General features: G+C 68.7%; 20 protein-coding genes and 1 pseudogene. 11 read left to right on the top strand and 10 right to left on the bottom strand.

Translation table 11 applies throughout. The annotated features are described in order from the left end of the window. The first annotated feature begins 78 nt into the window (after positions 1-78). Complete coding sequence (locus ASD79_RS10990) at positions 79-2229, top strand: protein-disulfide reductase DsbD (protein ID WP_056721442.1); 2151 nt, start codon at positions 79-81, stop codon at positions 2227-2229. Between the two features lie 137 nt (positions 2230-2366). On the opposite strand, the gene ASD79_RS10995 is transcribed toward ASD79_RS10990, so the two are convergent. The 3 genes and pseudogenes from ASD79_RS10995 to ASD79_RS11000 form a co-directional block, all read right to left on the bottom strand. Then, positions 2367-3098, bottom strand: coding sequence for a DUF1353 domain-containing protein (locus ASD79_RS10995; protein ID WP_056721444.1), 732 nt, complete (start codon positions 3096-3098; stop codon positions 2367-2369). Between the two features lie 52 nt (positions 3099-3150). Then, positions 3151-3309 (bottom strand): annotated as a pseudogene (locus ASD79_RS25060) (hypothetical protein); the annotation flags it as partial. Then, the gene (locus ASD79_RS11000) at positions 3299-3796 is read right to left on the bottom strand and encodes a hypothetical protein (RefSeq protein WP_056721446.1); all 498 of its coding nucleotides are present in this window, start codon (positions 3794-3796) and stop codon (positions 3299-3301) included. The gene ASD79_RS11000 and the pseudogene ASD79_RS25060, both read right to left, overlap by 11 nt. A 111-nt stretch (positions 3797-3907) precedes the next feature. Between ASD79_RS11000 and pgi the strand changes: the two genes are divergently transcribed. Beyond that, complete coding sequence (pgi, locus tag ASD79_RS11005; protein ID WP_056721449.1) at positions 3908-5527, top strand: glucose-6-phosphate isomerase; 1620 nt, start codon at positions 3908-3910, stop codon at positions 5525-5527. A gap of 191 nt (positions 5528-5718) precedes the next feature. Here pgi and ASD79_RS11010 read toward each other — a convergent pair whose 3' ends face one another. Further along, positions 5719-5958, bottom strand: a complete 240-nt coding sequence (locus ASD79_RS11010; RefSeq protein ID WP_056721451.1) for a hypothetical protein — start codon at positions 5956-5958, stop codon at positions 5719-5721. Positions 5959-6730: 772 nt separating this feature from the next. Between ASD79_RS11010 and ASD79_RS11015 the strand changes: the two genes are divergently transcribed. Both ASD79_RS11015 and ASD79_RS11020 read left to right on the top strand, forming a co-directional pair. Then, complete coding sequence (locus ASD79_RS11015) at positions 6731-7597, top strand: hypothetical protein (protein WP_056721454.1); 867 nt, start codon at positions 6731-6733, stop codon at positions 7595-7597. Between the two features lie 69 nt (positions 7598-7666). Then, positions 7667-8656, top strand: coding sequence for a hypothetical protein (locus ASD79_RS11020; protein WP_056721455.1), 990 nt, complete (start codon positions 7667-7669; stop codon positions 8654-8656). Positions 8657-8678: 22 nt separating this feature from the next. On the opposite strand, the gene ASD79_RS11025 is transcribed toward ASD79_RS11020, so the two are convergent. Further along, on the bottom strand, positions 8679-10742 hold the full coding sequence (locus ASD79_RS11025) for a TonB-dependent siderophore receptor (RefSeq protein ID WP_056721457.1): 2064 nt from the start codon (positions 10740-10742) through the stop codon (positions 8679-8681). A gap of 489 nt (positions 10743-11231) precedes the next feature. Here ASD79_RS11025 and hisS point away from each other — a divergent pair, with 489 nt between their 5' ends. The 3 genes from hisS to hisG are packed head-to-tail and all read left to right on the top strand — an operon-like array spanning position 11232 to position 14816. Continuing rightward, entirely contained in the window at positions 11232-12713 is a 1482-nt protein-coding gene (hisS, locus tag ASD79_RS11030) for a histidine--tRNA ligase (protein WP_056721459.1), read from the top strand. Position 12714: 1 nt separating this feature from the next. Continuing rightward, positions 12715-13863 (top strand): ATP phosphoribosyltransferase regulatory subunit, encoded by a 1149-nt coding sequence (locus ASD79_RS11035; RefSeq protein ID WP_056721461.1) that lies wholly within the window; start codon positions 12715-12717, stop codon positions 13861-13863. Continuing rightward, entirely contained in the window at positions 13860-14816 is a 957-nt protein-coding gene (gene hisG / locus ASD79_RS11040; RefSeq protein WP_056721463.1) for an ATP phosphoribosyltransferase, read from the top strand. Before ASD79_RS11035 ends, hisG begins: the two co-directional genes overlap by 4 nt. Before the next feature lie 778 nt (positions 14817-15594). Here the strand turns inward: hisG and ASD79_RS11045 are convergent. The 5 genes from ASD79_RS11045 to ybaL form a co-directional block, all read right to left on the bottom strand. After that, the gene (locus ASD79_RS11045; protein ID WP_056721465.1) at positions 15595-17724 is read right to left on the bottom strand and encodes a M13 family metallopeptidase; all 2130 of its coding nucleotides are present in this window, start codon (positions 17722-17724) and stop codon (positions 15595-15597) included. A gap of 261 nt (positions 17725-17985) precedes the next feature. Then, positions 17986-18471 carry a copper chaperone PCu(A)C gene (locus ASD79_RS11050; RefSeq protein WP_056721467.1) on the bottom strand — a complete coding sequence of 162 codons (486 nt, stop codon included), beginning with the start codon at positions 18469-18471 and terminating at the stop codon, positions 17986-17988. Positions 18472-18566: 95 nt separating this feature from the next. Continuing rightward, positions 18567-20651: a TonB-dependent receptor gene (locus ASD79_RS11055; protein WP_235524403.1), complete on the bottom strand. Its 2085-nt coding sequence runs from the start codon at positions 20649-20651 to the stop codon at positions 18567-18569. A gap of 69 nt (positions 20652-20720) precedes the next feature. Beyond that, positions 20721-21116 carry a DUF2946 family protein gene (locus ASD79_RS11060; RefSeq protein ID WP_056721471.1) on the bottom strand — a complete coding sequence of 132 codons (396 nt, stop codon included), beginning with the start codon at positions 21114-21116 and terminating at the stop codon, positions 20721-20723. 532 nt (positions 21117-21648) lie between these two features. Further along, positions 21649-23301: a YbaL family putative K(+) efflux transporter gene (ybaL, locus tag ASD79_RS11065; RefSeq protein WP_056721473.1), complete on the bottom strand. Its 1653-nt coding sequence runs from the start codon at positions 23299-23301 to the stop codon at positions 21649-21651. A 71-nt stretch (positions 23302-23372) separates the two neighbouring features. Between ybaL and ASD79_RS11070 the strand changes: the two genes are divergently transcribed. The 4 genes from ASD79_RS11070 (at position 23373) to ASD79_RS11085 (ending at position 26198) form a co-directional block, all read left to right on the top strand. Next, a complete protein-coding gene (locus tag ASD79_RS11070) occupies positions 23373-23621 on the top strand; it encodes a helix-turn-helix transcriptional regulator (protein ID WP_007669294.1) in 249 nt (82 codons plus the stop codon). A gap of 74 nt (positions 23622-23695) precedes the next feature. Then, positions 23696-24124, top strand: coding sequence for a putative toxin-antitoxin system toxin component, PIN family (locus ASD79_RS11075; protein ID WP_056721475.1), 429 nt, complete (start codon positions 23696-23698; stop codon positions 24122-24124). Continuing rightward, the gene (locus ASD79_RS11080; protein ID WP_056721477.1) at positions 24121-24375 is read left to right on the top strand and encodes a toxin-antitoxin system HicB family antitoxin; all 255 of its coding nucleotides are present in this window, start codon (positions 24121-24123) and stop codon (positions 24373-24375) included. Before ASD79_RS11075 ends, ASD79_RS11080 begins: the two co-directional genes overlap by 4 nt. 38 nt (positions 24376-24413) lie before the next feature. Further along, positions 24414-26198 carry a cation:proton antiporter gene (locus tag ASD79_RS11085; RefSeq protein ID WP_156400450.1) on the top strand — a complete coding sequence of 595 codons (1785 nt, stop codon included), beginning with the start codon at positions 24414-24416 and terminating at the stop codon, positions 26196-26198. Positions 26199-26326 lie beyond the last annotated feature (128 nt).

Below are 26326 nucleotides of genomic sequence, written 5' to 3' on the forward strand. Positions count from 1 at the left end.
GGCGGCTTGGCCATTGTCGAGAGCGCGCGGAGGGGTCATGTGTCTTCCGCACGCCTAGACCGCGCCCGGAACCCGTTCATGCTCCTTCGTCGGCTGTTTTCCGTCCTTCCGGCGCTGGTCGTCGCCCTCGCCCTCGGCGCGCCTCTCCTGCCCGGCAAGGCCCTGGCGGCGCCCGTCCAGACCGGCCACATCGAGGTCGAGCTGGTGGCCCAGGAGGCCGGCGCCGCCCCCGGCGCGACGGTGTTCGTGGCCCTGCGCCAGAAGATCCAGCCCGGCTGGCACACCTATTGGCGCAATCCCGGCGACGCAGGCGACGCCACCCGCATCGTCTGGACCCTGCCGCCCGGCTGGACGGCCGGCGACATCGTCTGGCCCACCCCGGAAAAGAGCCGGGTCGGGCCGCTGCTCGACTTCGCCTATACCGGCGAGGTGCTGCTGCCGGTGCCGATCACCGTGCCGGCCGACGCCCAGGCGGGCTCGGTCGTCACCCTGAAGGCGGCCGCCGCCTTCCTGGTCTGCGAACAGGTCTGCGTGCCCGAGGACGCCGTCGTCACCCTGACCCTGCCGGTGGTCGCGGGCATGCCGGCGACCGACCCGGCCTGGGGCGCCAAGGTCGCCGAAACCCTGGCCAAGGCGCCCAAATCGGCCGGGCTGAAGGCGGTGTTCAACCTGCAAGGCGGCGTGCTGAAGCTGGCCGTGACCGGCGCGCCCCTGAAGGGCGCCGACCTCAGCGGGGCGTTCTTCTACCCCTATTCCGGCAAGGTCATCGAGCATCCGCCCGAGCAGGCGATCGAGCGCGGCCCCGAGGGCCTGACCCTGTCGCTGACCCCGGGCTACGACTTCACGCAGGGCACGCCGCCGACGCAGCTGTCGGGCGTGCTGGCCCTGAACGGCGCGGCCTATGAGGTCACCGCCACGGCGGGCGCGATCCCGCCCGGCGCCCAGGGGCTGGGCGCGCCGGCCAAGGCCGCCGGGGCGAGCCTGGGCCTGCCGCTGGCCGTGGCCTTCGCCTTCCTGGGCGGGCTGATCCTCAACCTGATGCCGTGCGTGTTCCCGATCCTGTCGATGAAGGCCGCCAGCCTGACCGCCCATGCCCACGACGCCGGCAAGACCCGGGTCCAGGGCCTGGCCTTCCTGGCGGGCGTGGTCGTCACCTTCCTGGCCCTGGCCGGCCTGCTGATCGCCGTGCGGGCCGGCGGCGACGCCGTGGGCTGGGGCTTCCAGCTGCAATCGCCGCCAGTGGTCGCCGCCCTGTCGCTGCTGATGCTGCTGGTCGCCCTGAACATGTCGGGCGTGTTCGAGGTCGGCGCCTCGGTGCAGGGCGTGGGGTCGGGCGCGAGCGGCGACGGTGTCGGCGGTTCGTTCCTGACCGGGGCCCTGGCCGTGGTGGTGGCCGCGCCGTGCACCGCGCCGTTCATGGCCGGGGCCTTGGGCTACGCCCTGACCCAGCCGCCCCTGCTGGCCCTGGCGGTGTTCCTGGGCCTGGCTTTGGGCTTCGCCGCGCCCTTCGTGCTGCTGGCCTTCATTCCCGGCCTCCTGGCCCGCCTGCCGCGTCCCGGCCCATGGATGGACGTGCTGAAGAAGGGCCTGGCCTTCCCGATGTACGCCACCGCCGCCTGGCTGGCCTGGGTGTTCAGCCAGCAGACCGGGTCGATCCCGCTGGCCCTGATCCTGGCCGCCGCCGTGCTGACCGCCTTCACCGCCTGGCTCTACGGCCTGGCCCAGGCGCGGCGGATCGAGGGCAAGGGCGCGGTGGTTCCGTTCGTCCTGGCCGCCCTGTCGCTGGTGGCCGCCATCGCCCTGGTGGTGGTCGCGGCCCGCGCCGCGCCCGCCGCCGCGCCGTCCTCCGTTGCGGAGACCGCCCCGTCCGGCCCCGGCTTGGCCGCCGAGCCCTGGAGTCCCGAACGCGTCGCCGCCCTGCAAGCCGAGGGCAAGGTGGTGATGGTCGACTTCACCGCCGACTGGTGCGTGACCTGCAAGGTCAATGAAGGCGCGGCCCTGAAGGGCCAGCGCCTGGCCGACGCCTTCAAGACCAGCAACGCCGTGCTGCTGCGCGCCGACTGGACCAAACGCGACGCGGTCATCGCCGCCGCCCTGGCCGAGCATGGCCGGGCCGGGGTGCCGCTGTACCTGGTCTATCCGAAGGGCGGCGGCGAGCCGGTGATCCTGCCGCAGCTGCTGACCGAGGGCTTGGTGATCGAGGCGGTGGAGAAGGCGGCGAAGGGGTAATTCCTCCCCCCGTAGGGGAGGCGATCGCGCGGCGATCGGTGGGGGGAGTCGTAGGATCGTCGATCCTGGGCGTGGTCGGAGCCGTATCACTCCCCCCACCGTCGGCTCCGCCGACACCTCCCCCACAGGGGGAGGACCTACTTCTTCTTGTCGCCGCCGAACGGCAGCCGGGCCTTGACCTGGTCGAGCGGCGTGCGGGTCACCACCACCGGGGGCGGGGCGGCGATGACCGGAGCCGCGATCGGATAGGCCCGCCAGCCGGTCTGGATCAGGGCGCCGAAGCCCTGGCAGCGCGGCAGGGTCCGCACCGCCCCCGTCCTCGGCTTGGCGAACGGCGGCGGCTGGAGCTGGTCCTGGCGCTTGGGGTCGGTGAACCGCCAGTCGGTGGGCAGGCCGTAACCCTTGTCGCCGCCGACCCGCACCGCCTGGTAGGCGATCTTGGCCTGGAACGGCGGCACGCCGTATTTCAGCATCGCCCGCAGGAAGATGGCGTCGGCCTCCTCGCGCTTGCCGGGCTCGCCGATCGTGTAGAGCCAGTCGTGGACGATGGCCGCCCGCGCCGTCGGCCCCTGCGGGTCGACGAAGCCCTGGCCGTACCAGGGCACGCTGGCGAAGTCGGTGACGTACCAGCGCGGCACGACGATCAGCTTGCCGGTCTCGGCGTCGCAGTAGGGGAACTCGGCGTCCAGCGTGAACAGCTTGCGGCCGTCCTTGGTCTGGTTGAACAGCATCACCGGCTGCGGCGTCAGCGAGCTGGGCGGGACCGGGGCGACGACCGGCACGAAGACCGTGGTCTTGGTCTCCGTCGTGCAGGCGGCGAGGGCCAGGGCCAGCGCGAGGGCGGAGAGGGTCTTGGACTTTGGCGACATGGCGGGAAATCGAGTGTTCAAGGTCTGGTCTTCTCGGACGGCAAGCTTTGCCCTAGCGGGCGTCGATGGCGAAGTCGTGACGGCCCGGTGCGTCCTTCGAGGCCCGCTGCGCGGGCGCCTCAGGATGAGGAATCTTGTTGCTGCTGATTTCCTCATCCTGAGGTGCGAGGCGCAGCCGAGCCTCGAAGGACGCAAGGCCCCTAGGCCGGCGGGGTCGGCGGGGCGGTGATCACTTCGACATTGTCGTTGAGCAGATAGACCATGTCGCGCAGAGCCTGGTCCTGGTCCTTGACGGTCTTGGCCGCGCCCACGGCGCCGAGCTTTTCGGGCAGGTCCTGGCTGATGCCGCGCAGGATGCATTTGAGGTCATCGACCGCCCCGCGCTCTTTCAGCGTCACATGGCCCTTCATGTCGAGCGCCGACAGCGCGCCGATCGCGGCGCCGAAGCCCTCGAAGCCCTTCAGCGGCGTCGCGGCCGCCGTCGGATCGCTCGGCAGGCCCTTGCGATAGGCCTCGGCCTGGGCCTTCAGCCCGCCCGCCCGCTTGACGATGTCGGCGAACAGCGGCTCGGACGCCACCGAGGCCGGGGCGCCCAAGGCCGAGGGGGCGACGGCGGGCGACGGGGCGACATCGACTGGCGCGGAACTGGTCGAAGCCAGCCACAGGAAGGCGGAAAAGGCGACGGCGCTGCAGGACATGCTGTTCTCCCCGCGAAAAACGTCATTGGTCTTCATGACGCGGCGGCATCCGTTTGGTAAGCCCGCCCGGGTAAACGCCGATTTACCACCTTCACCAAAAGGAACGCCCGCATGGCCGATCTCGACGCCGCCTGGACCCGCCTGGAAGCCGCCGCCAAGGCCGCCGGCGAAAAGCGCATCGTCGAGATGTTCGACGCCGAGCCTGGAAGGCTCACAGCGCTTACGCTGGATGTCGCCGGCCTGCACATCGACCTCAGCAAACAGGCCTGGGACGAGGCCGGCCTGGAGGCCGCGCTCGACCTGGCCCACGCCGCCGACGTCGAGGGCGCCCGGGCCCGGATGCTGGCCGGCGAGCCGATCAACGGCTCGGAGGGCCGCGCCGTCCTGCACACCGCCCTGCGCGCCGCCAAGGACGCCGACGTCAAGGCCGGCGGCGTCCCGGTGATGGCCGAGGTCGAGGCCGTCCGTGTCCGGATGAAGGCCTTCGCCGACGCCGTGCGCTCGGGCCAGATCAAGGGCGCCACCGGCAAGCCGTTCACGGCCATCCTGCACATCGGCATCGGCGGCTCCGACCTTGGCCCCCGGCTGCTGTGGGACGCCCTGCGGCCGATCAAGCCCGGCATCGACCTGCGCTTCGTGGCCAATGTCGACGGGGCCGAGTTCGCCCTGACCACCGCCGACCTCGACCCCGAACAGACCCTGGTGATCGTGGTCTCCAAGACCTTCACCACCCAGGAGACCCTGACCAACGCCACGGCGGCCCGCGCCTGGCTGGCGGCGGCCCTGGGCGAAGAGGGCGCCAACGCCCACCTGGCCGCCATCTCGACCGCCCTGGACAAGACCGCCGCCTTCGGCGTCGCCGACGACCGCGTGTTCGGCTTCTGGGACTGGGTCGGCGGCCGCTATTCGCTGTGGTCGTCGGTCAGCCTGTCGGTGGCCGTGGCCTGCGGCTGGGAGGCGTTCGAGGGCTTTCTGCAAGGCGCCGCCGCCATGGACGCCCACTTCGCCACCGCGCCGCTGGAGAAGAACGCCGCGGTGCTGATCGCCCTGGCCCAGGTCTTCAACCGCAACGGCCTGGACCGCCGGGCCCGCTCGGTGGTGCCCTATTCCCACCGCCTGCGCCGCCTGGCCTCGTTCCTCCAGCAGCTGGAGATGGAGAGCAACGGCAAGTCGGTCGGCCCCGACGGCCTGCCGGTCAAGCGCGGCACGGCGACGGTGGTGTTCGGCGACGAGGGCACCAACGTCCAGCACGCCTATTTCCAGTGCATGCACCAGGGGACCGACATCACGCCGCTGGAGTTCATCGCCCTGGCCAAGTCCGACGAGGGCCCGGCCGGCATGCACGAGAAGCTGCTGTCCAACGTCCTGGCCCAGGCCGAGGCGCTGATGGTCGGCCGCTCGACGGAGGACGTCCGCGCCGAGCTGGTCGCCAAGGGCGTGCCGGAGTCCGAGATCGCCACGTTGGCTCCGCAACGCACCTTCGCCGGCAACCGTCCGTCGACGATGGTGGTGCTCGACCGCCTGACGCCCCAGACCTTCGGGGCCCTGATCGCCCTCTACGAGCACAAGACCTTCGTCGAGGGGGTGATCTGGGGCGTCAACAGCTTCGACCAGTGGGGCGTCGAGCTGGGCAAGGTGATGGCCGGGCGGATCCTGCCCGAGCTGGAGAGCGGCGCGGTGGGTCAGCATGATCCGTCGACGGCGGCGCTGATCGCGCGGTTGAAGGTTTAGGGCCTAGAACCGCCGCTCCCACTCCCGCTCATCCCGGCGAAAGCCGGGACCCAAGCGGTATCGGCGGTTCCTGGCTCAGAGCTCCGTCCGGACAACCCGCTTGGGTCCCGGCCTTCGCCGGGATGAGCGGTGTTTGACTGCGGGACCGCGCCCGATCGGGGACAGGCGCATGCGCCTGTCCCCGGCCGCGCCTAATCCTCTCCGTCCGCCGACGGGGTCCCGCTCACGCGGGCCAGTTCGGTGTTCAGCTCGGCCAAAGCCGTCTCGTCCATGCGCAGCATCGTCAACTTGAGCACCCGCCTTTGCGCGGCCCGCACGGCGGCGAGCCGCGCGTCGAGTTCCTCGTCGGTCATGTCGTGATCAAGGGCCTCGGCGCCGAGGTTGATCATGGCGGCCAGGTGGTCGTTGGCGGGTGGCTTGGGCTTGCTCATGCGGAAGTCTCCATCGCGAGGTTGAAGGGGCCGGGATTGGGGACAGGCGCATGCGCCTGTCCCCGACCGATGCACGGACGCACGGCGGCGCCCTTCCGCCGGAAGACGCCGGCGGGCTGGGGAGGCGGCGGAGCGTCCGGGCCATGCCCGGAATGTAGTTTGTAGGAACACCGTTTCGGCCTGAGCCGGAGCGCTCCGCGCGATCGGTGGACGAAAGCCTTCGGGTCGCGGATTTTTAACCCGCTCCGATGGAGGCCTCCGGCGGGCGGAGGGGCAGCGACCCCGTCCGGACCGCGCGGGCGATTTCAGCCCGCGCCTGTGGCGCCCGTCTTTCGGCCCCGAGAGGGTGTTCCCGCCGGGCGGGCGGGAAACCGAAGGTCCATCCGGATCCCCCGTCCTCCCGCGCCGCCCCGACAGGCCCCGCGCAACCGGCCGCCGGACACCGCCCCGCACCGCCCGTCAGGTCGCCAGCTGGACGGCCTCCCCAGCGGTGGGGCAGCTCTGATTATGCGGGGGGTTTGGAGGGGGAGGATAAGTTTGTGGATACGCCCGTGTGATTGGGGCGTAAAGGCTTGGATTCGTTGGGGGCGGGGGTGGCGTGTGCTCGTGATGAAAAGGGGATGGAGGGCTTTGCAGCAGCGGCCATTTCACGCCGGGAGCATGCGTTGACATCGTCCCAAAAACGCAGACGCTCAATATATCCAGTGAGCGTTGCTGGCCGACGTGCGCTTTATCGACAGCGCGAACAGATCCCTGGCCATATCATGTGTGCATGACCCGACCCGTCTTCACCGAAATTGAGCAGGAAGCGATCGTCTTGGCCGCCGCGCTCGACCTAATCGATGACATGGTCAACTTCGAGATTTTCGAGCATCCGACCACAGACCGGGCGACCAACCTGTGGTTCAAGTCGTCATCGCACAAACGAGTCTTCGCGATCCTGCTGGGCGACTTCCTGTCTCAACCGCAAGCGCGCGGCGACAGGCCTCCGCCCTTTGGTTTGACGCGCGCGGCACACAACGACCCCGGCTCCCAAAAGACCTATCTTCGATATCTCGCCGCTATCGGATCTCGCCCGCAGATCGGGAAGGACGCGCAAGCGCTCGCCAAGGCGACGGAGGCCTTCTCGGTCTGGCTCGACGCCGATCTAACCTGCGAAGGCGTCTGGCTGTCCGGCCTCGATATCGAGTTCGACATGACGATCTCGCGAATATTGATGCTCCAGATCATCGCCGATATGTCGAAGCATAATTTCTCGCGGCTGGAAGGCCGCATCCAACACCTTCGAAACCTGCTTGCCCAACACGGCCACCAAGTCGATGAAGGTTCACTCTATCTTGAACTTCCGGTCTTCGAAGAGTGGCTCTACACTCACCTCTTCTCCTACCACGCCTCGACGATCGCCGAGTTCCTCAACGAGATCCGACTGACGATTTACGCCTATCTGCAGCCGGAGTTTGCCCGGTCGTACCGCAGAGAGCCGCGCGGGAGATTCGAGGAGTTCTACACCTTCGATGCGCCTGACGGACTTCAGGCCGGCGTTGCCCACGGCATGTACTGGCGGTTGATGAACGCCATGCGCCACGGGCCGTGGTTTCCGCCATTCAGCGTCGATCCGGCCCTGAAGCTACGCTATTGACGCATCGCATCAGTGGGCTCTTGCTCGCCTCTTGAGCCTCTCCCGCCCGACCAAACGGGAACGCCCGCCATGTTCGAAGACGACGAGATCGAAATCTACGCGATCAACGAGGTCCCGATGGACCGGGACATCTATCTCATGGACGAGATTTGGATGGCTCAGTACGCTGAGGCCCTGCGGACGTGTTTGTCGGGTGGTAGGTATGAGAACGTCGGCTACATCAGCTATGCCGCCGCCCGGAGTGCGACACCGGCTGGGGTCGAGCTGTCATGGTACCCTAACATCCACACTCGCTTTCATGAGATGCGGGTGTATCTCCCCACGTCAGCGTTCGTCATGTGCGTCGGCTGCCAAACCATAGACGAGAAGCCACGGATTTTCGTCAAGAGCGATTGGCTTCAAGCGCTTCACCTGCGCTCCAACTGCGCCTTCGCTTTGGTGGACGCCATCGGCGTCAAGGCGGCGCTGGCGGACGGCTGCCTAACTGCGGATCGATTGGCAGACTTGGCGGCGCGGATCGACGCTATCGCGGCGGACCATCCGACGATCGCCTTCGTCTCCTTCGCCGATAGCCTGCTGCTCAAAAGCCATTGGTCAGTCGGCACCTGGGACTCTGAGGTCAACTACACCTATGAACCGGAGCAGATCCTGCGAGTGCTGCCTCTGATCGCCGACGCCTATAGCGACGTCCTAGGACTCAAGATTTACGCCGTCGCGACACAAGGACAGAACGCCTTCTTCCACGATCAGCTGATGCATGTGTCGGTGAGTGGCAACCATGTGTCGCTCAACAGCCTCGGCCTGCCATTCGCGCAGTTGCAGGCCATCGAGGCGGCGGCGCGAACTTCAATCCGCAACGGCGAACACGCACCAGCGGACTTGTATCTTGACCGCGATTTCTACAATTCGCTCAACTGGTGCCACGGCTTCGAGAAGCAGCTGGAGCCCAGGAGCCACTACCTTGCGCCGATGGCCAGCACCCCCTGCACTTACATCCCGATCAGCCTTCGGCGCGTTCTCGACAACCTGAAACCGCCGAGAACGAAGCAATCATCCTAACCGTAGCGCCGCCCGCGCCCCCTCAAAACGTCCTCCTCACCTTCACCGTCACGAACGTCCGCGGATTAATATCCCGGTCCTCCACGAACGCCACCGTCCGTGTCTTGCGGTCGGCATAGCCCACCCGGCGGATGGTGAAGTCGTCCCAGACGTTGAGCTGGGCGCGGATCGACAGGTTGGCGGCGGGTTTGTACTCGACGAAGCCTTCCAGATAGCCGGCGCCGCGCCAGGTGTTGGTCTGGTCGGGGTCGTAGGCGCCCTCGCCCAGCAGCGGCAGCCAGTTGATCCCCCACTGGGTCTTCCAGCGCGTCAGGTCCTGCTGGAAGCCGATATTGGCCTGGGTGGGGCGAATGTCGGAGATCGGGCGGTCGCGGCCGGTGGTCGGGTCGGTGACGTGGGTCTCGTTCCAGTCGTTCTTGAAGGTGAAGCGGCCGCCCTTGATCCCCAGCCTGTCGGTCGGCACCACGATGTTCAGCGACAGGCGGTCCAGCGTGCCGTCGCCGATATTGCCCGTCGCCGCCAGGTCGTCGCCCACGGGCAGGCGGTCGATGACGCCGATGATCTGGTCGTGGCGGTAGCCGATCGAGACGATGCCCTCGCCCCAGAACCGGCGCTCGTAGGTCAGTTCCGAGATCCAGCGCTGTTCGGGGGCCAGGTCGACATTGCCGCCATAGACGGCGCCGTTGTCCAGTTCGGCCGAGGCGGCGAAGTCGCCGAAGTCGAGCTGGCCCAGTTCGCGCTCGAAGCGCAGGCGCAGCTGGTTGTTGGCCTTGGGCGTCCAGGTCGCCTGGAAGCGCGGCTTGGCGTAAAAGAAGCTCTTCTCCAGATTGGCGTCGCCCGACTGGCTGATCGTCGAGGTCTCCAGTCGCAGGCCGCCCTCCAGGGTCAGCTTGGGGCTGACCCGCCAGGCGCCCTTGGCGAAGGTCTCGCCGCGCAGTTCCTCGACCTTGACCGAGGCGCTGGGCAGGTCGACCGCCGCCCCGCCCCGGGTGAAGGCCTGCCGGGTGTCGAGCATGTTGTAGGCGACCTCGCCGCCGGCCTCGAGGGTCAGGGCGGCCGAGTGTTCGTGGCGGACCAGGGCGCGCAGGATCGATTCCGAGGAGTCGCCCTTGGCCGTGAACCGCGCCAGCGGCTTGGCGACGCCGCCCACGGTCTCGCCGGCGGTCGCGACCTCGTCGAAGTGCTCGAACTGGTGGATCAGCCGGGTTTCCAGCGTCCAGCGCGGCTTGAGCGGCCGGATCCAGGTCAGGCCCAGCTCGCCCGACCGGGTGTCCTCGGCGTAGTCGCTGCGGTTCAGGTCGGCGTCGGCGCCTATCGTCTGCCACTCCTGCCAGTCATGGACGCCGTACTGGCCCGTGGCCTCCAGCTTGCCGCCGGCCACCGGTCCCGAATAGTTGAGGCGGACGGAGTCGCTGCCGCCCCAGCCGTCGTTGGCGTAGGCCGCGTCGTGCACGCCCGCCGAGTCCCGCGTGATCGAGCGGCCCACGCCGTTGGAGTCGCTGGTGCTGGTGCCGTCGCTCAGCAGCACGCCCCAGGTGCGGTCGCCGTTGGTGGCGGTGAACTGGTAGCTGCCGCCGTAGACGTCGTGGTTGCCGTTGAACAGGGACGCGTTCCAGGTCGCCACCTGCTGGCGGCTGGCGCCCTTCTTCAGGATCACGTTCACGACCACCGAATAGCCCTGCATGTCGATGCCGGGCGCGCCGCCGCGGATCAGCTCGATGCGCTCGACCTTGTCGGCCGGGGTCCGCTCCAGCACGTCGGTGCCGGCGTCGTTCTTCGAGGCCGGGCGGTTGTTGTTGATCAGGATGTTGCCGACCGCGCCCTCGAAGCCGCGCGCGCCCGTGCCGTCGTCGGTGGTGAAGCCCGGCACGCGGTCGACCATGTCGAGGGCGGTGTTGGGGCGCTGGGCGGCGAAGAAGTCGGGGGTGAAGACCAGGACGCCGCGCTGGCTGGCGTCGTCCAGCGGGGCCTGGCTGGTCGGACCGGTGGGGACCGGCGTGCGGGCCACCTGCGGCGCGTCGGCCGCGAAGGCCGCGCCGGCGGCGATGAAGGTGGCGGCGGTCGCCAGCAGAATGGTCTTGGTCATCGGTGTCCCCCTCAGGATGTCCAAGGGTTTGCCGACCGGGGCCGTTCATCTCAAGTTACAAGGTGGAAAGGTAGATTACTTCGAAGATATCATTACACGGCGTCCATGTTGTCCTGTGGATAATTATTTGAATGTACGGTTGAGTGCTGCTGAACGGGTCCGCGAAATCAGTGCTCTCATCCTGGTGTTTGGGACTGATCGAAAGATCTTGGTCGGCGCCGGTGGCTGGTGTCGTCCTTCTAGGCCGGCGGGCGGGATCGGCCGTCCGGCGCCGGCCCCCTAGCCTCTCGTCCGCGCCTGCGCTATAGCCCCCGCCGATGACCCGCCAGCCGCACCATCACAGCCGCCACCATCATCCGACCTCGCCTCGCGGGATCGGCCGGGTTCGCACGCACTAAGCGACCCTAGCCGCAGCCCCGCCCAAGGCGGATGGGGCTTCGCACGAGCGCCATCCGTCGAGACCTTGCTTCCAGGACCCGACGTAGCGCCATGACCGACCAAAACACCTCTGGGGCCACCTTCCGCCCCGAAGCCCGCAACCCCCGCGGTTTCGCCGACAAGCGGGCCCGCGACCTGCGCGCCGAGCGCGCCATCCTGGAAGCGGTGTCGGCCGTCTACGAGCGCTACGGCTTCGAGGCGCTGGACACCGGGGCCTTCGAATATGCCGACGCCCTGGGCAAGTTCCTGCCCGACGCCGACCGTCCCAACGAGGGCGTCTTCGCCCTGCAGGACGACGACGACCAGTGGATGGCGCTGCGCTACGACCTGACCGCGCCCCTGGCCCGCTTCGCCGCCCAGAACTGGGAGACCCTGGCCAAGCCGTTCCGCCGCTACGCCTACGGCCCCGTCTGGCGCAACGAGAAGCCGGGTCCGGGGCGGTACCGCGAATTCATCCAGTGCGACGCCGACACCGTCGGCTCGGCCCGTCCGGAAGCCGACGCCGAGATCATCGCCATGGCCGTCGAGGGCCTGCAAGCCGCCGGCCTGCCGCGCGGCGCGGCGGTGCTGAAGATCAACAACCGCAAGCTGCTCAACGGCCTGCTGACCGCCGCCGGCGTCGAGACGGGCGGCCAGAAGCTGGGCGTCCTGCGGGCCGTCGACAAGCTGGACCGCCTGGGCGTCGAGGGCGTGCGCCTGCTGCTGGGCGAGGGCCGGCTGGACGACAGCGGCGCCTTCACCAAGGGCGCGGGCCTGGTGGGCAAGTCGATCGACGCGGTGCTGGACTTCGTCCAGGCCGGTTCCGGTGGCCGCTCCGACACCCTGGCCAAGATCGCCAACGTCATCGGCGGCTCGGCCGAGGGCGACGAGGGGCTGGAGGAGCTGGCCCGGATCGACGCGGCGCTCAAGAGCCTGGGCGTCGCCGACGACCAGGCGCTGTTCGAGCCTTCGATCGTCCGTGGACTGGAATACTATACCGGCGCGGTGTTCGAGGCCGAGCTGCTGCTGTCGACCACGGACGACAAGGGCGCGAGCGTGTCGTTCGGCTCGATCGGCGGCGGCGGGCGCTATGACGACCTGGTGGCGCGGTTCACCGGCCAGCAGACCCCGGCCACCGGCTTCTCGTTCGGCGTCTCGCGCCTGGCGGCGGCGCTGCGGGCGGCGGGGCGCGAGCCGGGCGGCGAGGCGCGCGGGCCGGTGGTGATCATCGCCTTCGACCAGGCCCACATGGGCGAATATTTCGCCGTCGCCACTGAGCTGCGCAACGCGGGGGTTCCGGCCGAGGTCTATCTCGGGTCGTCGGGCATGCGGCCGCAGATGAAATATGCCGACCGCCGCATGGCCCCGGCCGCCATCATGCTGGGCGGCGACGAGATCGCGGCCGGCACGGTGACGATCAAGGACCTCGACCTGGGCCGCGAGCTGGCCTCGGGCGTCGCCGACAACGCCGCCTGGAAGGCCGAGCGGCCCGGGCAGCAGACCATTCCGCGCGGCGAACTGGTCGCCGCCGTCCGCAAGATCATCGAGGGGTAAGATGAGGCTCGAGCGTTCCATCCCGGCGGAGGCGCTCGACGCAATCCGCGCGCCGCTGACGGCCTACAGCCCCACGCCCATCGACGTGCCGGTGCTGCAGCCGCTGAGCCTGATCCTCGACTTCGCCGGCGAGGCCATGCGCTCGCGACTGTTCGCCGTCTCGGCCGGCGACAGCGGCGAAGAGGCCTGCCTGCGTCCCGACTTCACCGTGGCGGTCGCCCGCCAGCATCTGGAGGCTCAGAACCACGGGGGCGCCCAGGCCGGCCGCTACTATTATGACGGCAAGGCCTTCCGCGTCGCGCCGCGCGGCAGCGATCGGGCCGAGGAGTTCCTGCAGATCGGCATCGAGGCCTTCGAGGGCTCCGACCCGATCATGGCCGACGCCGAGATCACCGCCATGACCTGGCGCAGCGCCTTGGCCGGCGGGCGCGACGACCTGTCGATCATCATCGGCGACATCTCGCTGTTCTCGGCGTTCGTCGACAGCCTGGCCCTGCCCAACATGCTGGCGGCGCGGCTCAAGCGCGCCTTCGCCCATCCGCGGCTGATGAAGCGCGAGCTGGACGGCGAGGACACCGAACTGCCGCTGGCCGAGCCGAGCCGCCTGGCGTTCATGCTGACCCAGATGCCCGAGACCGAGGCCGTCGAGGTGCTGCAGGAGCTGTGGGCCCTGGCCGGCATCGAACCGGTCGGCGGCCGTCGCCCGGCCGAGATCGCCCTGCGCCTGGTCGAGCGTTCGCAAAAGGCGATGGCCGGCCGCCTGAGTCCCGAACAGGCCGACCGGGTGCGGGCCTATCTGGCGGTCAGCGGCCATCCGTTCCAGGTCCTGGGCGAGATCCGGGAACTGGCCGGCCGCAGTCCACGTCCCCTGGAGAGGGCCACGGCCGCCTGGAACGCCCGGCTGGACCGGATGCGCGATCTGGACGTGCCGCTGGACCGCATCACGCTGAGCGCCGCCTTCGGGCGATCGTTCGGCTATTACGACGGCTTCCTGTTCGAGGTGCGCAGCGCCGCCCTCGGCGACGAACGCCCGGTCGCCGCCGGCGGCCGCTACGACGGCCTGCTCGCGCGGCTGGGGGCCGAGACCAGGACGGGGGCGGTGGGCTGCATGGTGCGCCCGGCCCGTGCCTATGCGGGAGACGGCGAATGACCGACACGCCGATGATCTTCGCCATCCCCTCGAAGGGGCGGCTCAAGGAACAGGTCGAGGCCTGGCTGGCCGAATGCGGCTTCAAGCTGGAGATGTCGGGCGGCGCGCGCGGCTATTCGGCCGGGCTGTCGGGCCTGCCGGGCGTCTCGGTGCGGCTGCTGTCGGCCGGCGACATCGCCGCCGGCCTGGACAACGGCGAACTGCACCTGGGCGTCACCGGCGAGGACCTGCTGCGCGAGCGCGGTGAGGACATGGACAGCCGGGTGATGCTGCTGCGGGCCCTGGGCTTCGGCCGGGCCGACCTGGTGGTCACCGCCCCCAAGAGCTGGCTGGACGTCGACACCATGGCCGACATCGACGATGTCGGGCACGCGCACCTGGCCAGGACCGGCCGCCGCCTGCGGGTGGCGACTAAATATGTCACCCAGACCCGGGCCTTCTTCGCCCGCCATGGCGTCGCCGACTACCGCATCGTCGAGAGCAGCGGCGCCACCGAGGGCGCCCCGGCGGCGGGCGTGGCCGAACTGGTGGTCGACATCACCACCACCGGCGCGACCCTGGCGGCCAACGGCCTGAAGATCCTGACCGACGGGGTGATCCTCAAGAGCCAGGCTCAGCTGACCGCCTCGCTGGTTACGCCGTGGACCGACGACCAGACGGACAGCCTGCGTCGCCTGCTGTCGGTGGTCGAGGCCAAGGGCCGGGCCCGCACCCTGGCGACCCTGGTCTGGCCCGCCGAGCAGGACGCCGCCGGCCAGGCGGCGGTGGCGCCGTTCGTCGGCCAGGGCGCGCGCCGGGCCAACGGCGCGCTGCTGGCGACGGCCGACCTGTTCGAGGCCGCCGCGGCGCTGGGGGCGGCGGGGGTGGAACCGGTCACGGTGTCGCGTCCGGACTATGTGTTCGAGTCGCGCTCGGCGGTGTTGGACGCGCTGCGGGAACGGCTCGGAAAGTAATATTTGACTGAATTGTCAAAAATACCCTGAGAGATCGGCGATAAGTTTGACCCCGCGGTCCATTCTAAGCCGTATTCGTCAAAAATATTCGCGAAGCCTTGTAGATTCCCGGTTGGCGGCGTTGACAGCGTCACGAAATTGACGTTTCTAACGCTTGCAAGGAAGAACCGAGCCCAAAGAGAGCTCCCTTCCTTCGGCGTTTCGGGGAGGAAACGCCCACCTAGATCGAATGATCGAGAAATAGCCGGACCCGTCGCGATTATCCCCCGCGGCGGGTTTGGTGTATCTGGGGTCTGGTTTCAGTTTTTGACAGATTCGATAAAAAGGCGGCGTCCGCGAAGGGAGCCGCCTTTTTTCGTTCTTCTCGAACCCTCTCCCATGGGGAGAGGGAGGGGCCCAAGCGAAGCTTGGGAGGGTGAGGGGGTTGTGAGTTCGACGGCGTGCCGGCAGGAATCTGCTTGTTTCGCCCTCGCCCCCTTCAAAGTCGTCATCCCCGTCTGTTCGGGGGCTATCGCATATGACCAAAACGGTTGTCATCCCGGACGAGCGCGCAGCGCGAAGATCCGGGACCGACGCGTGAACGCAGGCGCTTCCGGCGGTCCCGGATCGGCGGCCCTGCGGGCCTTGTCCGGGATGACAGCGCATCTCGCGGCGGATCCATATGCGCGACCCCGCCCTGCGGACCGGGGAGGGCGCGGCCCTGCTGGCCCAGCAGGCGACGCGCGAGGCCACCTCCCTCTCCCCTCCGGGAGAGGGTTTCCGGAAAACGCTCAGGCCGTCACCAGATATCCACCCGGTCCGCCGGCGCGACGTACAACTTGTCGCCCGGCTGCACGTCATAGGCCTTGTACCAGCCGGCCTGGTTCCGGATCGTGCCGTTGACGCGGTAATAGGCCGGCGAGTGCGGGTCGCTGACCACCTGCTGGCGCAGGGAGTCGTCGCGTTGCTTGGCGCGCCACACCTGGGCCCAGCCCAGATAGACGCGCTGGTCGCCGGTGAAGCCGTCGATCACCGGGGCCGGCTTGCCGCCCAGCGAGGCGTGGTAGGCCTCGAGCGCGAAGGCCAGGCCGCCCATGTCGCCGATGTTCTCGCCCATGGTCAGCTGGCCGTTGACCTTGGCCCCCGGCAGCGGCTCGAAGGCCGAATACTGGTCGCCCAGCTTGTCGGCCTGGACCTTGAACTTGGCGGCGTCCTGCGCCGTCCACCAGTCGCGCAGCACGCCTTCGCCGTCGGACTTGCGGCCCTGGTCGTCGAAGCCGTGGCTGATCTCGTGGCCGATCACCCCGCCGATGCCGCCGTAATTGACGGCCGGGTCGGCGTCCGGGTCGAAGAACGGAGCCTGCAGGATGGCGGCCGGGAAGACGATCTCGTTATTGGCCGCGTTGTAGTAGGCGTTCACCGTCTGCGGGGTCATGCCCCACTCCTTCTTGTCGACCGGCCCGTTCAGCCGCTCGACGTCGTGGCGCCAGTCGAAGGCCGCCGATCGCAGGGCGTTGCCATAGGCGTCGTCGGCCTTGATCGTCAGCTTGGAATAGTCGCGCCAGGTGTCGGGATAGCCGATCTTGACCGTGAACCTGGCCAGCTTGTCCTGGGCCTGGGCCTTGGTCTCGGGCGACATCCAGCTCAGATTGTCCAGCCGCACCTTCAGGGCGGCGCGAACATTGCCGACCAGGTCGACCATCTTGGCCTTGGATTCCGGCGGGAAATAGCGAGCCACATAGACCCGGCCAACCGCCTCGCCCAGCTGGTCGTTGACGGCGGCGACGCCGCGCTTCCAGCGGGGCTTCTGTTCCGGCTGGCCCGACAGGGTCTTGTTGCGGAACTCGAAGCTGGCGTCGACGAAGCGCTTGGACAGCATCGGCGCCGCGCCGTCGGCGACCTTGAACGCCTGCCAGGCCTTCAGGGTGTCGAGCGGGGTGTCGGCATAGATCTTGGCCACCTTGGGAAAGGCGGTGTTGGTGGTCACCACCACGCGGTCGATCGCCGGCAGTTCGCTCGAGGCCAGGTAGCGATCCCAGGCATAGCCCGGGGTCAGGGCCTTCAGCTCGGCCAAGCTCATCGGGTTATAGGTCTTGTCGCGCTCGCGGCGCTCGGCCCGCGTCCAGGAGGCCTCGGCCAGCTGGGTCTCGAAGGCGACGATGGCCTTGGCGTTGTCGGCCGGCTTGTCCCAGCCGATCAGCGTCAGAAGTTGGGCGACATAGGCCTCGTAGGCGGTCTTCTTGGCCGCGAAATCGGGTTTCAGATAGTAGTCGCGGTCCGGCAGGCCCAGGCCGCCGTTGTTGGCGTAGACGGCGTAGCGCGTCGGGGCCTTCAGGTCGGCCTGGATATAGACGCCCATCACCGAGGCGTAGCCGGTGGTCGGGCTCTTGCCCATCAGGGCGGTGAAGTCGTCCTTGGTCTTGACCTTGCGGACACCGTCCAGCTCGGCGGCGATCGGCTTGGCGTCCAGCTTCTCGGCCAGGGCCTCGTCCATGAAGGCGTGGTAGGCGGCGCCGATCTTGACGGTGTCGGGATCGGTCGACCGACTGTCGGCCGCCTCGGTGATGATCGCCTTGGTGCGGGCTTCCGACAGCACCGCCAGCTTGTCGAAATTGCCGAAGCGGGCGCGGTCGGACGGGATGGTGGCGTTGGCGTCCCAGGTTCCGCTGGCGAACTTGTAGAAGTCGTCGCCCGGCTTGACCGAGCGATCCATGCCCGCGACGTCGAAGCCCCAGGTTCCGTAGTGCGGCGATTCCAGCGACACCGGCTCGCCGCCGCCGGCGGCAGGCGCGTCGATCATGTCGAACAGCGCCTGCGTCGTGCAGGCCGCGTCGAGGCAGGCATGGTCATGATCTTCGCGCGCCTGGGCGCCGAAAGCCGACAGGGACAGCGCGGCCATGGCGGCGGCGGCGAACCAGACTTGTTTCATGAAGGACGATCCGTTGGATGAAGTTGGCCGTAACTTGCTCATCCCAAGGAAAATCCGTCCCTTACTTTTTTGTCATGTTTGGGAGCGGGACGCTGCGGGAGGCCGGCGCCCTGCGTCCTTCGAGGCCCTCCTCTGGAGGGCGCCTCAGGAAGAGGAGTTCAGCAACAACCTTCCTCATCCTGAGGTGCGTAGCGTAGCGAAGCCTCGAAGGACGCACGGCGCTCACCGAAACCAGCCTCCAACGGCTACTGTCCACAGACCCTAGTGGTGGTCGTGCATCCCGGCCATCGGATCAGCCCCGCCCTTGGGCGGGCCGGCCTCGACCGACAGGTCGATCTTCATCTTGCGGCCGTCGGCGAACACCAGGGTCAGGGGGGTCTTGCCGCCCACGGCCTGGGCGCTCTTCAGGCCCATCAGCATCAGGTGATAGCCGCCGGGCGCGAACTCGACCTTGGCGCCGGGGGCGACGGTCAGGCCGCCGGCCACCGGCCGCATCGACGAGACCCCGCCCGCCTGGCTGCTCTGGTGCAGGGTGACCGACCGGGCGGCCGGGCTCTCGACCGCGACCAGCTTGATCGGCTTGGCGCCGACATTGGCCAGGGTCAGATAGCCGACGCCGTTCATGCCGGCGGCGGCGGGGCGGGTCCAGGGACGGCGCACCTCGACCCCGCCGACGCGGTAGTCGCCAGCGATAGCCGGGGCGGAGAAGACGAGGGCGGCGAGGGAGGTCAGGGCGATAAGGCGCATGGGAGAGTTCTCGATCAATGTTTCATGCCGGGCATGCCGGCCATGGTGTCGGCGGAAGTCGTGGCCGGCGTGAGGCGGACCACCGGGGCGGGGCTCTAGAACTTGCCGGTGAGGCCGACGAACACGCCGCGCCCTTCGCCCGGCCAGAAGGCGGCCGTGGAATTGTCGACCGTCGTCGAGGTCGAGACGGTGGTGGCGGCCACCGACGGATTGATTGTCGAGACATAGCGCTCGTCGGTCAGGTTGCGCGCGTCCAGGAACACGGTGATGCGGTCGCGGGTATAGCCGGCGCTCAGCGAGGCGATGGCGTAGTCGGGGGCGCGGACCGTGTTGCGGTAGTCGACCAGCACGCCGCGCGGCGACCATTCCACCGACGGGGCCACGAACCAGCCGGCCGGGTGCTCGTACCTCAGCTCGGCCCGATAGAGGTGCTCGGGCACGACCGGCAGGCGGTTGTCCTTGTACGACGCGTCGCCGTCGAACCGGAAGTCGGACCAGGCATAGGTCTGGCGCAGTCTCAGCCGCGGAACGATCCGCCAGTCCAGGCCCGCCTCGAGACCCTGATGGATCGTCTTGTCGGCGTTGAAGGCGATGGCCGGCCGGGCCGGGTCGACCACATAGCTCAGCAGTTCGTGCTTCAGCTGGGCGCGATACAGGGCCACGTCCCAGGCGAAGGCCCCTCGCCGCCCCCGCGCCCCGACTTCGCCGGTCCAGGCCGTTTGCGGAACCAGGTCGGTGAAGGGGTGAGTGGCGTCCGGCGAATAGGACCCGAAGTTGGGCGGCTCGACCGAGCGGGTCAGGTTGGCGAAGATCTGCGAGTCCTGGTCGGCCTGGAACAGCACGCCCAGGCGTGGGGCGAACCAGTCGTAGTCGCGGCTTTCGGTGAGGTTGAAGCCGCCGGTGGGCAGCTTGTAGCTCTGGTAGTCGCGGCTGGCCGCGCCATAGGTCCCGCCGACCACCAGGGCCAGGCGCGGGGCGACGAACAACCGGCCTTCGGCGAAGACGTCCGCGGCCTGGGCGTTCTGCCGCGCGAACGCCGTGGGCGCGCCGTGCGAGCCGCGCAGGTTGATCCAGTTGCGGGAGTCCAGGTCGCCGACCCGCCAGGACAGCCCCGCGAACAGGTCGGCGGCCATGCCGCCCATCTGGCCAGTCCAGTCCAGGCGTCCGAAGGCCCCGAAATTGCGGCTCTCCTGGTCGACCACCTGAAAGATCGGATGGTCCAGGTCGCGCCAGGCGCCGTAGACCCCGCCCTCGAACACCGTGCTGTCGCTCAATCGCCAGGTGGTCTGCAGGCTGGCCCGGGCGTTGCGCATGTTGCGCCCGTAGTTGTTGGCCAGGTTGGCGGCGGTGGCCATCATCGGGCTGTTCAGGGCCTGGTTCAGGGTCAGGGCGCCGGCGATCTGCTGGCGCAGGTCCGCGCCGCTCAGATAGAGCCGCACCTCGCGGTCCTCGCCGAAGTCGTGACCCAGATTGACCGACAGCCGGGCGGCCGAGCTGTTGCTCTGCCGGCGCCAGCCGTCGGCGTTGAGCAGGGTCGCGCCGATGAAGACGTCGTCGTCGCCGAACGCCCGCGCCAGCTCGCCATGCACCCGCGCCGTGCCGAACGAGCCGCCTTCGACCCGCAGCAGGTTGTCGGCCCCGGCCGTCCTGCCGGTCGGGGTGACGAAGTTGATGGCCCCGCCCAGCAGCGCCCCGCCGAACCGCAGGGCGTTGCCGCCCTTGTAGACCTCGGTGTAGCGGGCCAGCAGCGGGTCGATCAGCTGGTAGTCGCCATAGCCGTCGGCCTCGTTCAGCGGCACGCCGTCCTGGGCCAGCATCGTGCCGCGATTGTGGCTGCTGTTGCCGATCCCCGAGCCACGGATCGACAGGCGGGCGTCCTCGCCGAACTTCTTCTGGGCGAAGACGCCGGGCACGTCGCGCAGGGCGTCGACCAGACCCAGGGCATAGCGGTTGGCATAGGCCTCGGACGAGATCACCGCCACCGCGCCGGGGGTTTCCGACAGGCGCTTGCGGGCCAGGGCGACGACCGGCGCGTCCTCCGGATTGGGACGGGCGGTGACCAGGACGGAATCGACCGCGGCGCGCTGGTCGTCGTCGGTCCCGGCGAAGGCGGGCGAGAAAGCGGGCAGGACGCAGAGCGCGGCGCCGGCCGCGAGGGCCAGGCGGAAGGATTTGGACATGAAGAGACAGAGCCCCGAAGACATGACGGCGCGCGCCGACTTTCAACCTTAGCGCGCGATGTGGAAAAGTCAGCCGTTCAGGTGGTGAGGCGGTCCTTGTCCGGGCGGACGGGGCGGCGCGCGGGCCGGGGCCATGCCGCGGCGGGCCATCGGCGGGGCGATCTCGACGCGCGCGGCGTAGAGCACGGGCAGCGAGACCAGGCTGTCGGGGGTGTCGGTGGTGGCCAGGCTGGCCGCCACGCACTGGTAGCAGGGCAGGCCGGCGAAGCCCTTCTTGGGGGCCCGCTCCTGGCCGTCGACCGTGACGGTCTTGGCGCCGTCGATCGTACAGATGACGATCGACTGGCCGGTCCCGGCCTCATGGGCCATGGCGGCGGCGGGGATCAGGCTCTGGACGAGCAGGGCCAGCATCGCCAGCAGGGCGATGGGCCAGGTCGTTCCGGACTGTCCGCGACGGGGGCTCATGACGGCGCGTGGGTAGGCGCTAGCGCGGGTTAGGTCAAACATCATCGACGCCAACGCTCCTACGGTGGAGCGTATAAAGGCATATGTGGATCGAATGAGTAGGTCAGGTTGACCAGTAGGTCAGAAGTGATCAAGCTGATCGTGGTAGGCGCCGGACGGTCTAGATCACCACCCGACGCCCTCCCACTAGCGCTTAACCTTCATGGCTGCGATCACCAGAGCGACCGCCATGAGGATCAAGAGCCCGGGGATCGTGATGGTTACATCCATCGTTGGTCTCCGGGTATCTGCCGCTAAGAATTACGCGACACAGCGACGGTCCCTTACCTCATAAGAATAGGCAAGCTTTGTTCCACAAACGTTCCTGTGGTGAACAGAGGTTATCCACTGGTTCACGTGAAACAGGGGACGAAACGGCGCGATTCCGGCAAATAAGCCAACTCATTGAACGCAAACACACGCTGCTTCCAAAGCGAATCAGAGGTAGCGCTACGCTCAAGGAGCGTTGCTAGCTCCAAATTCGTGCAAGAAATCAGTGCGCCGCCACAGCCGCCGCCTTCTTCCTCGGCGCCAGGGCCAGCATTCCCCGGGCGATCTCCTGCTCGCCGATCAGGGCGTGGGTGGCGCCCATCTGGGTCAGCAGGTCGACGTCGTTGTCGGTATAGGCCCGGGCGATGATCTTGACCTGAGGATTGGCGGCGCGGGCCTGTTCGATGATCCGGGCGGCCTCGAACGGGCTGGGCACGGCGACGAACAGGTGGGTGGCCTCGGCCAGGCCGGCCTTCATCAGCACCTCGGGCCGCACGGCGTTGCCCTGGATCATCTCGAAGCCGGCGGCGCGGACCGCGTCGGCGCGCTCGCCCTCGTCCTCGATCACCACCAGCAGCATGCGGTCCTTCAGGCCCTGGGCCACCGCCTTGCCGACCCGGCCGTAGCCGACCAGCACGCCGTGCGGCTGGGCGGCGGCGACGGGCGCGGCCGGCTCGCCGCTCCGACCGACCAGCCTGGGCAGGACCTTGTCCAGCACCGCGAACAGCAGCGGATTGACCAGGATCGACAGGATCGCCCCGGCCAGGATCAGGTCGCGACCGTCGGGCGGCAGCAGCTTCAGCGACACGCCCAGCCCGGCCAGGATGAACGAGAACTCGCCGATCTGGGCCAGGCTGGCCGAGATGGTCAGGGCCACGCTTTGCGGGCGCTTGAAGGCCAGGACGATGACATAGGCGGCCAGCGACTTGCCGATCACGATGATGGCCAGGGTGGCGGCCACGGCCAGGGGCTCGCGCAGCAGCACGGTCGGGTCGAACAGCATGCCGATCGACACGAAGAACAGCACCGCGAAGGCGTCGCGCAGCGGCAGGGTCTCGTTGGCCGCCTGCTGCGACAGCTCGCTCTCGGCCATGATCATGCCGGCGAAGAACGCGCCCAGGGCGAAGGATACGCCGAACAGCGCCGCCGAGCCGAACGCGACGCCCAGCGCGATGGCCAGCACGCCCAGGCGGAACAGCTCGCGCGAGCCGGTGTGGGCGATGCGGTGCAGGATCCACGGGATCACCCGGCGACCGACCACCAGCATGATGACGACGAAGGCCGCGACCTTGCCGATGGTGATGGCGAAGGCCCCGGCGACGCCGCCGGGCCCGGGGGGCGGAGCCTCGCCGCCCAGCATGCCGGAAAGCGCCGGCAGCAGGACCAGGGCCAGCACCATGGCCAGGTCCTCGACGATCAGCCAGCCGACGGCGATGCGGCCGCGGTCGGTGTCGATCAGCCGCCGCTCCTCCAGGGCCCGCAGCAGCACCACGGTCGAGGCCACCGACAGGGCCAGGCCGAAGACGATCCCCGCCCCCAGGGTCCAGCCCAGCATCGAGGCCAGGCCGACGCCCATGGCGGTGGCGACGGCGATCTGCACGGCCGCGCCGGGAATGGCGATCTTGCGCACCGCCATCAGGTCCTTGACCGAGAAGTGCAGCCCCACCCCGAACATCAGCAGGATGACCCCGATCTCGGCCAGTTGCGGCGCCAGCTCCTGATCGGCCACGTAGCCGGGCGTGAACGGCCCGACGATCACCCCCGCCAACAGGTAGCCGACCAGCACCGGCAGCTTCAGGCGGTTGGCGACGGCCCCGAAAATGAAGGCGAGTCCGAGGCCGGCGACGATGGTGGCGATCAGCGAGGTGTGGTGCAAAGGCTCTCCTTGACGGTCAACATTATCGGGCGTACTCAACCAATATGGGTGACGTTGTTCGAGGGCGCCAGATGCCTCACGCAAAAATTCTCCTGCCGGCCCAGTGCCGGGGGGCGCGTGGCCTGCTCAGCTGGTCGCAGGGCGACCTGGCCGACCGCGCCGGCGTGTCGCGCAGCACGGTCAAGGATTTCGAGACCGAGCGCCACGCCCTGCACCATAGCACCGAACGCCTGCTGATCGAGGCGCTGGAGGCCGGCGGGGTGTCGCTGATCGCGCCCGACGAGGCCGGAGCGGGCGTTCGACTGAAACTGGCCAGCTAAGCAGGGTCGGGGAGGTCGGTGACTCGGCGATCGTCCGAACTTGCAATATCGCGGGCGACATCCATTATAACGTCATGCGCTTGGTCCTCGACACAGCGACAATGGTTGCCGCGATCCGCAGCAATGCCGGAGCGTCCAGCCGGCTGTTGATGGCGGGCCTGGAACGGCGGCTGACCCTGCTGATCTCGACGCCATTGTTTATCGAGTACGAAGCGGTGATGACACGCGCTGAGCATCTGAAGGCCTCCGGTCTCCTGGCAGAGGATGTCGAAGCCATTCTCGACGCCGTGGCCGCCGCGTCGGATCCGGTGCGGCTGGCCTTTCTTTGGCGACCAGCGGTGCGTGACCCAGATGACGATATGGTGCTGGAGACGGCCGTCAACGGCCAAGCGGACGCCATCGTGACTTACAATCGACGCGACTTCGTCACTGTCGCGGAGCGGTTCGGCATCGAGGTCTGGTTGCCGTCAGAGGCGATCCAGAAGCTGGAGAAGGAACAATGAGGAAGAGCAATTTCGCGTTGCGGCTTCAACCATCGTTGCTCGACGAAGCCCGGAAGCTCGCCGAGTCCGAAGGCGTGGCCCTCAATCAACTGATCAATGTCGCGGTCGCCGAAAAGCTGTCGGCCCTCAGGACCGAGAGCTATTTCGCCGAACGGGCGAAGCGAGCCGACATCCCCAAGGCCATCGCCCTGCTCAAGAGAGCGGGCGGGGACAACCCGCCCGTGAAGGGCGACGAACTGCCTGGCGACTGAAGCCAGCGAACGGAGACCATGAGAGGGGGCGAAACCACGTGAACCACGCGATGTCACCGGCCGACTACAAGGACCTGGTGCTGTTCCTGGCCACCGCCGGGATCGTGGCTCCGCTGTTCAAGCGCCTTCGCGTCAACCCGATCCTCGGCTTCCTGCTGGCCGGGGTGATCCTGGGGCCGTTCGGCCTGGGCAGCCTGACCCACGTCGCGCCGTGGCTGGACTACGTCACCGTCGACAACCCCGACGAAATCGCCCAACTGGCCGAGTTCGGGGTGGTGTTCCTGCTGTTCATGATCGGGCTGGAGCTGTCGTGGGAACGGCTGCGGCTGATGCGCAAGCTGGTGTTCGGCCTGGGCGCCCTGCAGATGATCGGCTGCTCGCTGGCCCTGGGCGCGGTGGCCTGGCTGCTGGGCCAGCCGCCCGTCGCCGCCCTGGTGATCGGCGCGGCCCTAGCCCTGTCGTCCACCGCCATCGCCGTGCCGGTGCTGGTCGAGCGCAAGCGGCTGCATTCCGAGGGCGGACGGGCGACCTTCTCGGTGCTGTTGTTCCAGGACCTGGCCGTGGCCCCGATCCTGATCACCCTGGCGATCCTCGGCCGGGGCGACGGCGTCTTCCGGCTGGGCGACCTGCTGGCCCTGGGCCCCGCCGCCGTCGGCCTGGGGATCATCGTGCTGCTGGGCCGCCTGGCGCTGCGGCCGATGATGCGCTCGGTGGCCAAGGCCAAGAGCGAAGAGATGTTCATGGCCGCCTGTCTGCTGGTGGTGATCGGCGCGGGCCTGGTCGCCGCCCTGTCGGGCCTGTCGATGGCCCTGGGCGCGTTCGTGGCCGGGGTGCTGCTGGCCGAGACCGAGTACCGCCACGAGGTCGAGGTCAAGATCGAGCCCTTCAAGGGCCTGCTGCTCAGCCTGTTCTTCGTGTCGCTGGGCATCCGGCTGGACCTGTCGCTGCTGGTCGCCCAGCCGGGGCTGGTGCTGGGCGTCGCCATCGGGCTGGTGGCGGTCAAGGCGGCGATGGTGGCCGGGCTGGGACGATTGTTCGGCCTCTCGACCCGGGCCTCGATCGAGACCGCCCTGACCCTGGCGGCCGGCGGCGAGTTCGCCTTCGTGATCCTCGACAACGCCACGGGCGCCGGGGTGGTCTCCACCCGGGTCGGCCAGGCGGTGCTGGTGGCCGCGACCCTGACCATGTTCCTGATCCCGGCGCTGGCGGCGATCGGCGCGCGGCTGGCCAAGGGCGCGGTGGTGGCGACCAGCGAGGCGCCGGAGGCTCTCGAGCACCAGGGCGAGGAGCTGGAAGGCCGGGTGCTGGTGGTCGGCTACGGCCGGGTCGGGCGGCTGGTCGGCGACATGCTCGACCGCCACGACCTGCCGTGGATCGCCATCGACCGCGACCCCAGCTTCGTCCAGCAGGGCCGCCGGGCCGGCCACCGGGTCTATTACGGCGACGCCTCGCGGGTGGAACTGCTGGAGCGCTGCGGCCTCGACTACGCCCGGGCCGTGGTGGTGACCATGGACTCGCCGGAAGCCGCCGAGGCGGTGGTGGCCACCGCCCGCGGCCACCGTCCCGACCTGACCATCGTCGCCCGGGCCCGCGACGCCCGCCACGCCGCCCGGCTCTACGACCTGGGCGCCACCGATGCGGTGCCCGAGACCATCGAGGCGAGCTTGCAGTTGTCGGAAGCGGTGCTGGTCGACATCGGCGTGCCGATGGGCCTGGTCATCGCCTCGATCCACGAGCGTCGCGACGAATACCGCAAGGTGCTGAACCGGCCGGACGCCCTGGGCGGCAAGCGGAAAAGGCTGCGGGACGCCGGAAGGGTCTAGGGCCTGTCGACATCCGGCGCGGTGCGTGGCCCTCGTCCTTCGACAAGCTCAGGATGAGGACCAGTTTGCAGGCCCAGGCAGTCGAAAACCTCATCCTGAGCTTGTCGAAGGACGAGGTTTTCGTTTCC

It is taken from the genome of Caulobacter sp. Root655, assembly GCF_001427665.1.
Taxonomy (GTDB): Bacteria; Pseudomonadota; Alphaproteobacteria; order Caulobacterales; family Caulobacteraceae; genus Caulobacter.

Excerpts from the sequence above, each read along its gene's own strand:
- ASD79_RS11060 (WP_056721471.1), bottom strand. The coding sequence starts at position 21,116 with ATGAGCCCCCGTCGCGGACAGTCCGGAACGACCTGGCCCATCGCCCTG.
- ASD79_RS11070 (WP_007669294.1), top strand. The coding sequence starts at position 23,373 with ATGCCTCACGCAAAAATTCTCCTGCCGGCCCAGTGCCGGGGGGCGCGT.
- ASD79_RS11075 (WP_056721475.1), top strand. The coding sequence starts at position 23,696 with ATGCGCTTGGTCCTCGACACAGCGACAATGGTTGCCGCGATCCGCAGC.
- ASD79_RS11010 (WP_056721451.1), bottom strand. The coding sequence starts at position 5,958 with ATGAGCAAGCCCAAGCCACCCGCCAACGACCACCTGGCCGCCATGATC.
- hisS (WP_056721459.1), top strand. The coding sequence starts at position 11,232 with ATGACCGACCAAAACACCTCTGGGGCCACCTTCCGCCCCGAAGCCCGC.
- ASD79_RS11025 (WP_056721457.1), bottom strand. The coding sequence starts at position 10,742 with ATGACCAAGACCATTCTGCTGGCGACCGCCGCCACCTTCATCGCCGCC.
- hisG (WP_056721463.1), top strand. The coding sequence starts at position 13,860 with ATGACCGACACGCCGATGATCTTCGCCATCCCCTCGAAGGGGCGGCTC.
- ASD79_RS11080 (WP_056721477.1), top strand. The coding sequence starts at position 24,121 with ATGAGGAAGAGCAATTTCGCGTTGCGGCTTCAACCATCGTTGCTCGAC.
- ASD79_RS10995 (WP_056721444.1), bottom strand. The coding sequence starts at position 3,098 with ATGTCGCCAAAGTCCAAGACCCTCTCCGCCCTCGCGCTGGCCCTGGCC.
- ASD79_RS11000 (WP_056721446.1), bottom strand. The coding sequence starts at position 3,796 with ATGTCCTGCAGCGCCGTCGCCTTTTCCGCCTTCCTGTGGCTGGCTTCG.
- ASD79_RS11055 (WP_235524403.1), bottom strand. The coding sequence starts at position 20,651 with ATGTCCAAATCCTTCCGCCTGGCCCTCGCGGCCGGCGCCGCGCTCTGC.
- ASD79_RS11045 (WP_056721465.1), bottom strand. The coding sequence starts at position 17,724 with ATGAAACAAGTCTGGTTCGCCGCCGCCGCCATGGCCGCGCTGTCCCTG.
- ASD79_RS11015 (WP_056721454.1), top strand. The coding sequence starts at position 6,731 with ATGACCCGACCCGTCTTCACCGAAATTGAGCAGGAAGCGATCGTCTTG.
- ASD79_RS11050 (WP_056721467.1), bottom strand. The coding sequence starts at position 18,471 with ATGCGCCTTATCGCCCTGACCTCCCTCGCCGCCCTCGTCTTCTCCGCC.
- ASD79_RS11020 (WP_056721455.1), top strand. The coding sequence starts at position 7,667 with ATGTTCGAAGACGACGAGATCGAAATCTACGCGATCAACGAGGTCCCG.
- ASD79_RS11035 (WP_056721461.1), top strand. The coding sequence starts at position 12,715 with ATGAGGCTCGAGCGTTCCATCCCGGCGGAGGCGCTCGACGCAATCCGC.
- ASD79_RS10990 (WP_056721442.1), top strand. The coding sequence starts at position 79 with ATGCTCCTTCGTCGGCTGTTTTCCGTCCTTCCGGCGCTGGTCGTCGCC.
- pgi (WP_056721449.1), top strand. The coding sequence starts at position 3,908 with ATGGCCGATCTCGACGCCGCCTGGACCCGCCTGGAAGCCGCCGCCAAG.